Raw genomic sequence first — 12,412 nt, 5'->3', positions numbered from 1 at the left:
TTGTCCCTAATGTCCGAGATAGGCTTCGATCACGGCGGGGTTTTTCCGGACCTCGTCCGGCCGCCCCATCGCCAGCACCTTGCCTTCCGCCATCACCATCACGCGCGAGCACAGCGACATCACGAACTCCGTGTTGTGCTCGATCACGACGAAGGTCGCGTTCTTCTCGCGGTTGATCGCGACGAGGCGCTCCTTCAGATCCGACAGCATGGTCGGATTGACGCCGCCCGCGGGCTCGTCGAGCAGCACCAGGCGCGGCCCGCCCATGAAGGCCATGGCCGCATCGAGCAGCTTTTGCTGACCGTAGGAGAGACCACCGGCAGGTTCCGCGGCGAGATGATCGAGCTTGAAGAAACCGATCATCTGGTTGGCGGCGTCCGTCAGCCCGGCGTCGGAACGGCCGACGAGGCGCGAGGCCATGTTGCCCTGATGCTCCTGTCCGGCGAGGATCAGGTTTTCGCGCACCGAGAGTTTTGGAAACACCTGCAGGAGCTGGAAGGTGCGGCTGACGCCGAGCTTGTTGAGCTCGGAGGGGCGCAAGCCGGTGACGAGCTTGCCGTCGAGCTTGACCTCGCCGCCTGATGGCGTGAGCTGGCCGAGGATGCAGTTGAACAGCGTCGACTTGCCGCAGCCGTTCGGGCCGATCAGGCCGAGGATCTCGCCCTCGCGAACATCGAAGGAGACGCCGTCGACCGCGGTGATGCCGCCAAAGCTCTTCTTGATGTTGGTGACTTCGAGGACCGCACTCATTGCGCCGTCTCCAGCCGGGATTTTGCGACGGCGCGCAATGCGGAGGCCGCCTTGGTGCGGCGTGCGGCCATGTAGCGATCAAGAATTCCCAGAATGCCTGTCGGCGACCAGATCAGCAGTCCCATCACTGCGATCGCGTAGAGCATCAGATAATACCCCTCCGTGAAGCGGAGCCATTCCGGCAGCAGCACCGCGATCATCGCCCCCAGGAACGGACCAAAGTAGAAGCCGGCGCCGCCGACGATCACCATCATCAGGAGATCGAGCGAGAGCGACAGGTTGAACGGCACAGGGTCGATATATTGCGTCAGCGGCGCATAGAGCGCGCCGGCGATGCCGCCGAGCGCCGAGCCGATCGCAAATGCCATCAGCGTGTAGCGGCGGGTGTCGATGCCGAGCGATTGCGCACGCAGCGGATTCTCGCGCAGCGCCATGAAGGCGCGGCCCCAGGGCGAGCGAATCAGCCACCAGACCGCGACGGACACGATCGCGAGCGAGCCGAGGCAGACATAGTAGAACGGCAGCGGCTTGTTGGTCGCGATGCCGAAGAAGTGCGGCCGCGGAATGTTGGAGATGCCGTAGATGCCGCCGGTGAGCCAGCTCTCGTTGCGGAACACCAGGAAGGCCAGGGTCGAGAAGGCGAGCGTGACGAAGGCGAGGTAGTGATGCTGCACCCGCAACGCCGGATAGCCGAGCACCCAGCCGATCGCGAAAGCAAGCACGATTGCGACCAGGATCGCCGCGGGCAGCGGCCAGCCATGCGTCGTCATGATCGCGGACGCATAGGCGCCGATGCCGACGAAGGCGCCCTGCGCCAGCGAGACCTGACCGGCATAGCCAAGCGTGAGATTCAGTCCCATCGCTGCGATGGTCATCACCGCCCACTGGCTCAGGATGAACAGGCCGTAGCGGTTGAAGTTCATGGGGACGACGATCAGGCCGGCAATGACGATGAGGCCGAGCGCGATCTTCAGGGGTTTGGCAAAACCGCTCATACCGTGCGCTCCTCGGCGCGGCCGAGCAATCCTTGCGGCCGGAACAGGATGACGGCGATCAGGAACATCATCGGCACGGCGGCGCGGTACTGCGTCGAGACATAGGCGGCCGCGAGATTGTCGAGCACGCCGATCAACAGGCCGCCGGCGATGGCGCCCCGCACCTGGTTGAAGCCGCCGACGATCGCGGCGATGAAGGCGGCCTGGCCCAGCACTTCGCCGGAGGAGAACTTCGCCAGATAGATCGGCGTGATCAGCAGCGAGGCAAGGGCGACCAGGAAGGCGTTGATCAGGAAGGTCAGCAGGATCATGCGCTCGACGGGCACGCCGATGATGCGCGCCACCGTCGGGTTTTGGGCTGCCGCCTGCATCTGGTGGCCGAACGAGGTGCGGTTGAGCAGCGTCGTCAGGCCGAACACGGCGAGGATGGCGACGACCAGGACGCCAATGCTCTGCAGCGAGACGGCGTGGCCGAGGATGGAGATGTCGCCGGTCGGCACGATCGACGGAAAGGGCGACGCCTCCGCGCTGAAGAACTGCTTGACGGCTTCCTTGATCCCGATCGCCAGCGCCATGGTCGCGATCGCGAGCGGCAGCACGCCATGGCGCATCATCGGATCGACCAGCAGCATCTTGAAGGCCAGCCCAAGCAGGATCATCGACAAGAGGATGCCGAGAATGATCGCGAGCCAGAACGGCGCGCCGACATGCATCGCCGCCAGCATCAAAAATGCCGGCAGCATCACGAACTCGCCTTGCGCGAAATTGATGGTCTGCGAGGTCTGCCACAGCAGCGTGAAGCCGACCGCGACCAGCGCATAGATCGCGCCGGTGGCCAGTCCCGCGACCAGAAGATCGAACAGATTGGACATTTTCCCCTCTCGTGTCCCACGTCCGGCTCTATCATCTCCCTCGCCCCGCGCTTGCGGGGAGAGGGTGGGGTGAGGGGCTCTCTCCGCGAGCCTAACTCTCACCATTTTTGCGGAAGCGGCCCCTCACCCCAACCCTCTCCTCGTAAGAACGGGGAGAAGGGGAAGAGAGATCTCTCCCCGCAAAAGGCGGGGCGAGGGAGAAGGGCGAAGACCGCCTCACTTCACCTTCGGCAGCACCTGCTTCACGACCTGCTTGCCTTCGACCACCTCGACCAGAAAACTCTGCCGGTCGATGTCGCCGTTTGCATCGAAGGTGACGTCCATCAAAATACCCGGCTCGTCCGCGGCCTTGATGGTCAGGCCGTGCAGCGTATCGGCAAAAGCCTTGGAATCGACCTTGCCCATCTTCTCGGTGGTGGCCTTCACCATGTAGACGGCGAGGTAGCCCTTCAGGCCGTTATGGTCGGGCACGTAATTGTACTTCTTCGAGAAGCGGTCGCGGAAACCCTTGATCAGGTCGACCGGCGCATCCGTGGTGAGGCCGACATGGCCGCGCGCGCCGTTGGCGGCGTCGCCGGCGAGCTCGATCACCTTCTGGCCGATCAGCGTGGTCTCGCCCATCAGCGGCGCGGTGACGCCCTGGCGCTTCAGCTCCTTGAGAATACGCGCGCTCTCTTCCTCGTTCAGATAGACGAACACGGCGTCGGGATTGGCGGCCTTGATCTTGCCGACGTCGGCGGCGAAATCGGCCTGGCCCGCCTCGGTGGAGAGATCCGCGACGACCTTGGAGCCGAGCCGCTCCAGCTCCTTGACGACGACGTCGCGTCCGCCGCGGCCGAAGTCATTGTTGACCCAGACCACCGCGACCGACTTCGCCTTCATGTCGTCGTGGATGTATTTTGCGACCTTCGGCATCGAGGACTGCTGGCCGAACGAGGTGCGGAACAGGAATTTGTTGCCGGCCTGGGTCAGTTCGGCGGCTTCGCCACCCATGATCTGGGCGATGCCGGCTTCGGCGGCAAGTGGGGCGGTGACCTTCACCGAGCCGGAATAGCCGGGTCCGAGCAGTACATAGGGTTCGGCATCGAGCGCCTTCTGCACCTGAGCGCGGGCGACGCCGGGGTTGGATTGCGAGTCGGCATGGGTGACCTCGAGCTTGCGGCCGAGCACGCCGCCCTTGGCGTTGATCTCCTCGATCGCGAGATCGATGCCGTTCTTCCAGTTGGTGCCGACGGTGGCGCCGCCACCGGAGAGTTCGGCGACGTCGGCGAGCTTGATCGCCTGCGCATAGGCGCCCGATGTCGTGATTGCGGTGAGCAGCGCGCCCACCAGTAGCGTTGATTTCATCGTCCTCTCCTCCCGTTTCAATTTTGCAAGCGGCCTTGTGTCCGGCCGCTTCGCTTCAAGCTGCCTGATAGGCGGCGCTGCGCGCGGCCATCACGGCGTCAAAAGCCTCTCCCATGACTTCGGTCGACGGGGCAAGGCCTGTGAACAGTTCGAAGGCGTCGGCAGCCTGGTAGATCGCAAGCTCGCGCCCGGTCATGATCCGCGCGCCCTTCTCCTGCGCTGCGGCAAGGAGCGGCGTGATCAGCGGCGAATAGACGGCGTCGGCGACCCACAGGCTTTCGCGCAGCAGCGTGGGCGGGACCGGGGTGTCGCGGTTCGGCAGCATGCCGACCGGCGTGCCGTTGACGAGGCCGGTTGCGCCGTCGAGCGCGTCCTCGACGCTCCTGGCGACCCGCGCGCCACCATGCTTGGTCAGCAGCGCGGCGAGTTTTTCGGCTCGCGCCGGCTCGCTGTCGAAGATGCGGAGGTCGGCCACCTTCAGGCTCGCCAGCGCAAAGGCGATCGCCTTGCCGACGCCGCCGGTGCCGATCACGGCGACCGCGTTTCCGGCAGGAGCCAGCAACGGCTTGACGGCGCGCGCAAAGCCGGTGGTGTCGGTGTTGTGGCCGATCAGGCGGCCGTCCTTGACGACGACGGTGTTGACCGCGGCCATGGTCGCCGCCGTCGTAGCCAGCTCGTCGAGCAGCGGCACCACCGCCTCCTTGTAGGGAAAGGTGACGTTGACGCCGGCAAAGCCCAGCCGCCGCACGCCCTCGAGCATCATGCTGAGACCGGTCGCGTCCGCGCCGGCGACCTCGATGAGCTGATAATGGCCGCGCAGGCCAAGCGCTTCGGCGGCGCGCTCGTGCATGGCGGGGGAGGCGGAATGGGCGATCGGCGCGCCGATCAGGCCGGTCAGGAGTTTCTTGGGGGCGATGGGTCCGCGGCTAGACATGATCCACTATCGTCTCTTGATCGTCTGTTGGGGCGCGTTGAGGTCCGGCCATTAGCGGGGAAATCCGCACCATTCCAAGAGGGACGATAGTCTTTCCCCTGCCTAACACAATTACCCATTTAGCCAGCAAACCTAACATAATGTTATTTCTTGCGCCCGCGCCCCGAGGCGGCCCTGCCGTTGCCGCGGGACGGCTCGACCGCGCGCATCTCGGCGCGCAGGGACTCGATGAAATATTCGACATGGAGCGACAGCGGGGCGCCGCGCTTCACCGCAATATAGGTGTCGAACCGGGTCGGCTCGGTGATCTTCAGGAGCTCGATGCCCGGATAGCCGCCATGGGCCACGGTGAACTGGTCGATGATGGCAATGCCGAGCCCGGCCTTCACCAGCGCGCAGACCGTGGTGCCGAACCGCGCGCGGATGGTGATGTTGTACTCCAGCCGGTTGCGCGCAAAGATCTCGGCCATGATGCGGCCGTAAGGGTCGTTCGGATCGATCCCGATCAGCGGATAGCGGGTGATCTCGGCGGCGGAGACCTGCTTGCGGCCGGCAAGCTCGTGGCCGGGCGGCACGATGCAATAGAGCTCGCCCGAGGCAAGCGGCATGAAATCGAGGCCGGAATGCTCCAGCCGGTAGCTCATCGCCACGCACTCGCCGCGGCCGAGCATGAGATAGTCGATCGCTTCCTCGAGCTTGAGGATGTTGATGTCGATGCCGAGGTCGGGATAGCGGCGCCGGACGCGCTCGATCGCGCGCGGCACCATCACCTGCGAGATGCTCGGCACCGAGCCGATGCGCAGCTCCGACAATCCGCCGCGGCCGATCTTGGAGATGATCTCGGAGAGGTCGTCGACCTTCTTGTAGACGCCGTTGATCTGCTCGAAAATGTTCTCGGCTTCCGGCGTCGGGAAGTAGCGGCCGTTCTGGCGCTGGAAGAAGCGGATGCCGAGCGAGCGCTCAGTGTATTTGACCAGCCGGCTGATCCCCGGCGCCGACACGTTCAACAGCTTCGCCGCGCCGCCAATGGTGCCCGTCACCATCACGGCACGGATCACTTCAACCTGGCGCAGAGTCATCATGGTCTTGGCATCCGAAAGACGATCGTGGCGGCGATCATCTCACGGAAGCTGTGACGTCAGCCAGCGGCAAGTGGGACTTTAGTGGAGGGGAGGAGGACGGGTAACGTCGCGGTCAGGGTGTTTCGACCAAAAGCAGCGCGCTCACATCGAAAGATATCGCCACGCGATCGGTTGCATCGGCGTCGTCTGCTGCACCTGCGGCTATCTCGCAGGATTTTCCGGTGAAGCGCTGTCGACGAGCTTGGGGCGCTCGCTTTGCAGCACCTCGCGCGCGAACTCGATGATCTTCTGCTTGTTGGCCGTATCGCGCACGGCGAAAAACACGCGGTTCAATTCCAGGCCGAGCACGCTGTTGAGGGCGATGTTCTCGTCTTCCATCGTGGCTTTCCCGCTCTAGACACCTCAGGTGTAACTTGGCGTCACTTCCTCCACAAGTAGATTAAATCTTCGGTGCGAAAGCCACACCGGGAAATTACGGAAGCGGTGAATTGAGGCCGCCCCCAAAGACGTGCTATACGGAACGGCGAGGGTCAGGAAACGCACCGATGTCTGCCGTTGATTATGGCCGGGAAGCGCTGGACTTCATCGAAGGGCTGGGAGCCTATGACAGGGTCCCGGACGCAATGGATGCGCTTGCGATCACCTTCGGCCGCTACGGCTTCGAGCACATCATCGTCACCGGATTGCCGAATCCCGATCAGCGCTTTTCGCAGATGGTGCTGGCCAAGAGATGGCCTGCGGAATGGTTCAGCCTCTACACCGAAAAGAGCTACGACCGCGTCGATCCCGTGATCAGGAAGTGCCGCCACACGGTCAATCCGTTCGAATGGTCGGAAGCGCCTTATGACGCGGATCTCGAGCCGGGCGCGGTCGAGGTGATGCGGCGTGCAGCCGATTTCCGCATGTCGCGCGGTTTCGTCGTGCCGATCCACGGCTTGACCGGTTATGAGGCCGGCGTCTCGCTCGGCGGCGTTCATCTCGATCTCAATGCCCGCAGCAAGCCTGCCCTGCATTTGATCGCGATGTACGGCTTCGACCACATTCGCCGTCTGCTCGCGCCGTCGCCGCATCCGTCGGCGCGCCTGACCCCGCGCGAGCGCGAGGTGATCGCCTGGGCATCGCAGGGCAAGTCCGCCTGGGAGATCGGCGAGATCCTCAACATCACGCAGCGCACCGCCGAAGAGCATCTTGCAACCGCTGCGCGCAAGCTCGGCGCCGTCAACCGGACGCATGCGGTCGCGATCGCGATCCGCCAAAGAATCATCAATCCCTGAAATCTTCGCCTACTGGGAAATTTCCCAATAGTCGGTTTTGGCTTTTTCGCTGAGGCTGCCCCCATTTCAAGCCATGGGGGAGTTCATGATTCATGTGATTTCTGCCGTCAACCGGCACCTCTACGAGGATGTGCTCGAACAGCATTTCCGTGTGCGCCACGAGATTTTCGTCGAAGAGCGGAAATGGGAGGCGCTGCGCAAGCCCGACAGCCGCGAGATCGACGACTACGACAACGAGGACGCGGTCTATCTGCTGGCTCTCGAGAATCGCCGCGTGCTCGGCGGTTCCCGCCTGTATCCGACCACCAAGTCGACCATGATGAGCGAGGTCTTCCCCCATCTCGCTGCGGTGCGCGGCTGCCCGGTCGATCCGCAGGTCTGGGAATGGTCGCGCTTCTTCGTGACGCGCGAGCGCCGCGATGGTGCGTTCAATCTGCAGCTGATGGCGGCGGCGCAGGAGTTCTGCCTCGATCAGGGCATTGAGCGGCTTTGCCTCGTCATGGAGACATGGTGGCTGCCGCGCTTCCACGACATCGGCTTCGTCGTCACGCCGCTGGGATTGCCGGCGCTGGTCGAGGACTCCTGGACCATGGCCGCGACCATCGAGATCCGCCAGGAATCACTCAACATCGTGCGCGAACGGATCGGGATGAAGAACCTCGTCCACCAGGACGGGCCGCGTCTCGATTGTATCGCCCGTGCCAACCTTTGCGGCCGTACCGCCGCGCAACGAAAGAGCGCCTGAGATGTCGAACATGATGCGAGACAGCCAAATCATGGCGCAAACCAAGGACGAGAATCTCGGCTACATGTCCGACATGGCGCTCGAGCTGGCGCAGATGGCCGAGGACACCGGGTTGGCGACGCTCGCCTACCTGTTCCGGATGGCGGCGCTGGAGGCCTCGACGGCCAACAGCGAGCTCAACGAGCCGGATGATTTCCCTCGACGGGTCACGTCGCACTAGACGTATCTTCGTTCCGACAAGCTGCGCACCCTCTCCCCGGCAACGGGGGGAGGGTGATCGTTTGGGTGCGTCAGGCTGCCCCACCCTGCGCGGCAGTCTTCTTGCAAGGCGGTTTTGTGCAAGGCGGGATTTGCGAGGCCTGTTTTTGATCGCATGCACCGGCATGCAACAAAGTGCATGTCTGACGCGGAATCACTCTTGCCTCGGAACGATACTGCCATTACCCATTTTTCCGCCTTGAACAGGCAGGGGGAGCTCTTTCACTGATGGCGACTGTGTTCGAACATCGGCGCGCGTCCGCATGCGCCTGAAAGAGTTTTGATGCTGCTCGTCGTCGAACAGTTCTTGAACGGATTGCAGTTCGGCCTGCTGCTGTTCCTGCTCGCCGCCGGCCTGACGCTGGTGTTCGGGATCATGGATCTCGTCAACCTCGCGCACGGCTCGCTCTACATGATGGGCGCCTATTTCGCCGCGACCTTCGCGGCGTGGACCGGCAGCTTCCTGCTCGGCGCGTTGCTGGCACTAGGTGCGACTCTCGTGCTCGGCATCGTGCTCGAAATGAGTGCGCTGCGGCATCTCTATGGGCGCGACCACCTCGACCACGTGCTCGCAACCTTCGGCCTGATCCTGTTCTTCAATGAAGCCGTGCGGCTGATCTGGGGGCCGGCGGGCCTCGCACTGCCGCTGCCGGCCTGGCTCACGGTGCCGGTGCCGATCCTGCCGGGCATTCATTATCCGGCGTACCGGCTCGCGATCATCGTCGTCGCGCTGCTGGTGGCGCTGCTGCTCTATCTCGGCGTGATGCGCACCCGTGTCGGCATGCTGATCCGCGCCGGCGCCTCCAACCGCGAGATGATCGGCGCGCTCGGCATCAACATCAAGCTGCTCTACACGCTGGTGTTCGGGCTGGGCGCGGCGCTCGCAGGGCTCGCCGGCATGATGCAGGCGCCGATCCTCACGGTGCAGATCGGCATGGGCGAGAACATCCTCATCCTCGCCTTCGTCATCATCGTGATCGGCGGCATCGGCTCGATCCGCGGCGCGTTTCTCGCTGCGATCTTCGTCGGCATGATCGACACGCTCGGCCGCGCCTTCCTGCCCAATCTGCTGCGGCAGGTGCTGAGCGGCGCCGCTGCCTCCACCGCCGCGCCCGCGCTGTCGTCCATGCTGATCTACCTGCTGATGGCGATCGTGCTGGTGGTGCGGCCGGAGGGGCTGTTTCCGGCCCATCGCAGATGAAGAGCTTGCGTCGATGAAGGCTTTCTCGGTGAACAAGGCCGTCACGGCCCTGATGCTGGCGGGCCTCGTGCTGCTGCCGCTCTATTCGTATCTGTCCGGCAACGTCTTCATCCTGACGCTGTTCACCCGCATCGTCATCCTGGCGCTGGCGGCGGCAAGCCTCAACCTCATCATGGGGTTCGGAGGCATGATGAGCTTTGGTCACGCCGCCTATCTCGGCATCGGCGGCTACGCGGTCGGCATGCTGGCGCAGGAAGGCGTCGGAAGCGGATTCATCCAGTTTCCCGTCGCGCTGGCGGCATCTGCGATCTATGCGCTTGTGATCGGCGCGCTCTCTCTGCGCACGCGCGGCGTCTACTTCATCATGATCACGCTCGCGTTCGCGCAGATGGCCTATTACGTCGCCTCGGGCTTGGCGCGTTACGGCGGCGATGACGGCCTCACCGTCTACAAGCGCAGCGACTTCTCCGGGCTGATCAACCTCTCGAACCGCACGCAGTTCTATTATCTCTGCCTGGCCTGCCTGTTTGGCGTCATCTTCCTGATCTGGCGCATCGTCAATTCGCGCTTCGGCCTCGTGGTGCAGGGCCTGCGCTCCAACGAGCAGCGCATGCAGGCGATCGGCTTCCCGGCCAAGCGCTACCAGCTGGTCTGCTTCGTCATCTCCGGTACCATGTGCGGGCTCGCCGGCGCGCTGCTCGCCAACAACACCGATTTCGTCAGCCCGGCCGTGATGTACTGGACCCGCTCCGGCGATCTCATGGTGATGGTGATCCTGGGCGGGATGGGCACACTGTTCGGCCCGGTCATCGGGGCGGTGGTGTATCTGCTGCTGGAAGAATTCCTGTCGCAGATCACCGAGTACTGGGCGCTGATCATGGGGCCGCTGTTGCTGCTGATCGTGCTGTTCGGCCGCGGCGGCATCATGGGCCTGCTGGGGAGGCTCAATCGTGGCTGAACCGCTGCTCCGCGTCGAAAAGCTGGTGCGCCGCTTCGGCGGCATCACCGCGACGGATAACGTCTCGCTCGACGTTGCCAGCGGCGAGCTGCACGCCATCATTGGTCCGAACGGCGCCGGCAAGACCACGCTGATCAGCCAGCTCACCGGGCATCTCGAGCCGCATTCCGGCAGCGTCTCGTTGGGCGGCCGCGACATCACCTATCTGCCGGCCTATCGCCGCTGCGCGCTGGGCCTCGCACGTTCGTTCCAGATCACCTCGCTGCTGCTGGACTTCACCGCAGCCGACAATGTCGCGCTGGCGGCGCAGGCGCATGCCGGCACCTCGTTCAGCTTCTTTGCCAATGCCCGCAAGGAGAGGGGGCTGCGCGATGCCGCCCATGCCGCGCTCGACCGCGTCGGCCTGTTGCATCGCGCCGACGTCGTGGTGAACAGGCTCAGCCATGGCGAACGGCGCGAGCTCGAGCTTGCCGTCGCGCTCGCGAGCGAGCCGAAACTTCTGCTGCTCGACGAGCCGATGGCGGGCCTCGGCGTCACCGAATCCCAGCGCATGGTGAAGCTGTTGCAGGAGCTGCGCAAAGAAGTCTCGATCGTGCTGGTCGAGCACGACATGCCTGCGGTGTTCGCGCTCGCCGACCGCATCTCGGTGCTGGTCTATGGCCGCGTCATCGCCTCCGGCGACCCGGCCGCGATCCGCGCCAACGAAGACGTCAAGCGCGCCTATCTCGGCGACCAGCACGTGGTGACGCACCATGGCTGATCCACTGCTCGACGTCGACGGCATCGAGACCTGCTACGGCCTCAGCCAGGTGCTGTTCGGTCTGTCGCTGTCGATCAAGCCCGGCGAGATGGTCTCGCTGATGGGCCGCAACGGCATGGGCAAGACCACGACGATCCGCTCGATCATGGGGCTGACGCCGGCGCGCGCCGGCAGCATCCGTTTTGCGGATGCCGAAGTCCGGCAACTTCCGTCGTACCGGATCGCCAAGCTCGGCATCGGGCTGGTGCCGGAGGGACGCCAGATCTTCCCGAACCTCACCGTGCGCGAAAATCTGGTCGCGGCCGCCGCCGATCGCTTCAACAGCGCCAATGCCTGGACGCTCGCTGCGATCTACGTGCTGTTCCCACGCCTCGCCGAGCGCGCCGCCAACATGGGCAACCAGCTCTCCGGCGGCGAGCAGCAGATGCTCGCCATCGGCCGTGCGCTGATGACCAATCCAAAACTCCTCATCCTGGACGAAGCGACCGAGGGCCTCGCGCCGCTGATCCGCGAAGAGATCTGGAACTGCCTGTCGCTCCTCAAGAGCCGTGGCCAGTCGATCCTGGTCGTCGACAAGAACGTCGACCACCTCGCCCGCATCTGCGACCGTCACTTCATCATCGAGCGCGGCAAGACCGTGTGGAGCGGTACGTCGGACGAGCTGATGGCCGAGCCGGATTTACAGCATAAGTATTTGGGGATTTGAGGCGTCGCGTGAGGGCGGAAGGCAGCGCCGCAAACTCGCTGTCATCCTGGCGAAAGCCAGGACGACAGCGGGGCGCTCACCAATAAATCCCGTGCCGATGCAGCTCACGGATCACGCGTGCCTCGGTCGACGGCTGGCGGTGCTTCGGCCTGGCCGTTTCGGCAGTCGGCTGCGCGGGCGCTGCGGCCGGCGCTGCCGCGGTTTGCGCCGGTGGTGCCGGTGGCGTTGAAGCAGGTGGTGTTGAAGCAGGTGTCGTGGTCGCCGTCTGCACGGTCGCCGGGGGCGTTGCCGTCGGAGCCTGTGTCGCCTGCGAGGGAGCCGTCGTTGCCGGCTGCTCTGTCGCCTGGCTCGCATTGGTCGCGGACAGGCTCAGGCTGCGCGCACCGCCGGCATAGGCTTGGCCGGCCAACAGTGACATCGTTGCGATCAGGATCAGCTTGCGCATGGCAACCCCCTTTGTTTGGTCAATCCCTCTGACCTGACTCAGCGTCAGCGGGCGAGGTGATGAGTACCGATCTCGACCAAGGTTG

General features: G+C 64.3%; 15 protein-coding genes. 7 read left to right on the top strand and 8 right to left on the bottom strand.

Going from position 1 to position 12,412, the window contains the following annotated elements:
• Positions 1-6 precede the first annotated feature (6 nt).
• From NLM31_RS41880 to NLM31_RS41850, 7 genes are all read right to left on the bottom strand, one after another.
• Positions 7-750, bottom strand: coding sequence for an ABC transporter ATP-binding protein (locus tag NLM31_RS41880; RefSeq protein WP_254195988.1), 744 nt, complete (start codon positions 748-750; stop codon positions 7-9).
• A complete protein-coding gene (locus NLM31_RS41875) occupies positions 747-1,745 on the bottom strand; it encodes a branched-chain amino acid ABC transporter permease (protein ID WP_254195987.1) in 999 nt (332 codons plus the stop codon). Before NLM31_RS41875 ends, NLM31_RS41880 begins: the two co-directional genes overlap by 4 nt.
• Positions 1,742-2,617, bottom strand: a complete 876-nt coding sequence (locus tag NLM31_RS41870; protein WP_254195986.1) for a branched-chain amino acid ABC transporter permease — start codon at positions 2,615-2,617, stop codon at positions 1,742-1,744. Before NLM31_RS41870 ends, NLM31_RS41875 begins: the two co-directional genes overlap by 4 nt.
• A 216-nt stretch (positions 2,618-2,833) precedes the next feature.
• Positions 2,834-3,964, bottom strand: coding sequence for an ABC transporter substrate-binding protein (locus tag NLM31_RS41865; RefSeq protein ID WP_254134980.1), 1,131 nt, complete (start codon positions 3,962-3,964; stop codon positions 2,834-2,836).
• Positions 3,965-4,019: 55 nt separating this feature from the next.
• On the bottom strand, positions 4,020-4,898 hold the full coding sequence (locus tag NLM31_RS41860; protein ID WP_254195985.1) for a shikimate dehydrogenase: 879 nt from the start codon (positions 4,896-4,898) through the stop codon (positions 4,020-4,022).
• A 143-nt stretch (positions 4,899-5,041) separates the two neighbouring features.
• On the bottom strand, positions 5,042-5,980 hold the full coding sequence (locus NLM31_RS41855; RefSeq protein ID WP_254134978.1) for a LysR family transcriptional regulator: 939 nt from the start codon (positions 5,978-5,980) through the stop codon (positions 5,042-5,044).
• A gap of 201 nt (positions 5,981-6,181) precedes the next feature.
• A complete protein-coding gene (locus NLM31_RS41850) occupies positions 6,182-6,358 on the bottom strand; it encodes a hypothetical protein (RefSeq protein WP_254134977.1) in 177 nt (58 codons plus the stop codon).
• 167 nt (positions 6,359-6,525) lie between these two features.
• Between NLM31_RS41850 and NLM31_RS41845 the strand changes: the two genes are divergently transcribed.
• The 7 genes from NLM31_RS41845 to NLM31_RS41815 all read left to right on the top strand — a co-directional run bounded on the left by NLM31_RS41845 (position 6,526) and on the right by NLM31_RS41815 (position 11,882).
• Complete coding sequence (locus NLM31_RS41845) at positions 6,526-7,254, top strand: LuxR family transcriptional regulator (protein ID WP_254134976.1); 729 nt, start codon at positions 6,526-6,528, stop codon at positions 7,252-7,254.
• 85 nt (positions 7,255-7,339) lie between these two features.
• Entirely contained in the window at positions 7,340-7,999 is a 660-nt protein-coding gene (locus NLM31_RS41840) for an acyl-homoserine-lactone synthase (RefSeq protein ID WP_254195984.1), read from the top strand.
• A gap of 1 nt (position 8,000) precedes the next feature.
• Complete coding sequence (locus tag NLM31_RS41835; protein WP_283047035.1) at positions 8,001-8,219, top strand: hypothetical protein; 219 nt, start codon at positions 8,001-8,003, stop codon at positions 8,217-8,219.
• 321 nt (positions 8,220-8,540) lie between these two features.
• On the top strand, positions 8,541-9,458 hold the full coding sequence (locus NLM31_RS41830) for a branched-chain amino acid ABC transporter permease (protein ID WP_254134973.1): 918 nt from the start codon (positions 8,541-8,543) through the stop codon (positions 9,456-9,458).
• 13 nt (positions 9,459-9,471) lie between these two features.
• Positions 9,472-10,416, top strand: a complete 945-nt coding sequence (locus tag NLM31_RS41825) for a branched-chain amino acid ABC transporter permease (RefSeq protein WP_254195983.1) — start codon at positions 9,472-9,474, stop codon at positions 10,414-10,416.
• The gene (locus NLM31_RS41820) at positions 10,409-11,176 is read left to right on the top strand and encodes an ABC transporter ATP-binding protein (protein WP_254195982.1); all 768 of its coding nucleotides are present in this window, start codon (positions 10,409-10,411) and stop codon (positions 11,174-11,176) included. Before NLM31_RS41825 ends, NLM31_RS41820 begins: the two co-directional genes overlap by 8 nt.
• Positions 11,169-11,882 (top strand): ABC transporter ATP-binding protein, encoded by a 714-nt coding sequence (locus tag NLM31_RS41815; protein WP_254195981.1) that lies wholly within the window; start codon positions 11,169-11,171, stop codon positions 11,880-11,882. The genes NLM31_RS41820 and NLM31_RS41815 overlap by 8 nt, the downstream gene beginning before the upstream one ends.
• 76 nt (positions 11,883-11,958) lie before the next feature.
• Here NLM31_RS41815 and NLM31_RS41810 read toward each other — a convergent pair whose 3' ends face one another.
• On the bottom strand, positions 11,959-12,327 hold the full coding sequence (locus NLM31_RS41810; RefSeq protein WP_254195980.1) for a hypothetical protein: 369 nt from the start codon (positions 12,325-12,327) through the stop codon (positions 11,959-11,961).
• Between the last annotated feature and the right edge of the window lie 85 nt (positions 12,328-12,412).

It is taken from the genome of Bradyrhizobium sp. CCGUVB4N, assembly GCF_024199945.1.
Classification (GTDB): Bacteria; Pseudomonadota; Alphaproteobacteria; order Rhizobiales; family Xanthobacteraceae; genus Bradyrhizobium.
This window is presented reverse-complemented; position numbering and strand designations above follow the sequence as displayed.

What these genes read in the sequence shown, in the direction of transcription:
- NLM31_RS41880 (WP_254195988.1), bottom strand. Translation starts at nt 750, where the DNA reads ATGAGTGCGGTCCTCGAAGTCACCAACATCAAGAAGAGCTTTGGCGGC.
- NLM31_RS41875 (WP_254195987.1), bottom strand. Translation starts at nt 1,745, where the DNA reads ATGAGCGGTTTTGCCAAACCCCTGAAGATCGCGCTCGGCCTCATCGTC.
- NLM31_RS41870 (WP_254195986.1), bottom strand. Translation starts at nt 2,617, where the DNA reads ATGTCCAATCTGTTCGATCTTCTGGTCGCGGGACTGGCCACCGGCGCG.
- NLM31_RS41865 (WP_254134980.1), bottom strand. Translation starts at nt 3,964, where the DNA reads ATGAAATCAACGCTACTGGTGGGCGCGCTGCTCACCGCAATCACGACA.
- NLM31_RS41860 (WP_254195985.1), bottom strand. Translation starts at nt 4,898, where the DNA reads ATGTCTAGCCGCGGACCCATCGCCCCCAAGAAACTCCTGACCGGCCTG.
- NLM31_RS41855 (WP_254134978.1), bottom strand. Translation starts at nt 5,980, where the DNA reads ATGATGACTCTGCGCCAGGTTGAAGTGATCCGTGCCGTGATGGTGACG.
- NLM31_RS41850 (WP_254134977.1), bottom strand. Translation starts at nt 6,358, where the DNA reads ATGGAAGACGAGAACATCGCCCTCAACAGCGTGCTCGGCCTGGAATTG.
- NLM31_RS41845 (WP_254134976.1), top strand. Translation starts at nt 6,526, where the DNA reads ATGTCTGCCGTTGATTATGGCCGGGAAGCGCTGGACTTCATCGAAGGG.
- NLM31_RS41840 (WP_254195984.1), top strand. Translation starts at nt 7,340, where the DNA reads ATGATTCATGTGATTTCTGCCGTCAACCGGCACCTCTACGAGGATGTG.
- NLM31_RS41835 (WP_283047035.1), top strand. Translation starts at nt 8,001, where the DNA reads ATGTCGAACATGATGCGAGACAGCCAAATCATGGCGCAAACCAAGGAC.
- NLM31_RS41830 (WP_254134973.1), top strand. Translation starts at nt 8,541, where the DNA reads ATGCTGCTCGTCGTCGAACAGTTCTTGAACGGATTGCAGTTCGGCCTG.
- NLM31_RS41825 (WP_254195983.1), top strand. Translation starts at nt 9,472, where the DNA reads ATGAAGGCTTTCTCGGTGAACAAGGCCGTCACGGCCCTGATGCTGGCG.
- NLM31_RS41815 (WP_254195981.1), top strand. Translation starts at nt 11,169, where the DNA reads ATGGCTGATCCACTGCTCGACGTCGACGGCATCGAGACCTGCTACGGC.
- NLM31_RS41810 (WP_254195980.1), bottom strand. Translation starts at nt 12,327, where the DNA reads ATGCGCAAGCTGATCCTGATCGCAACGATGTCACTGTTGGCCGGCCAA.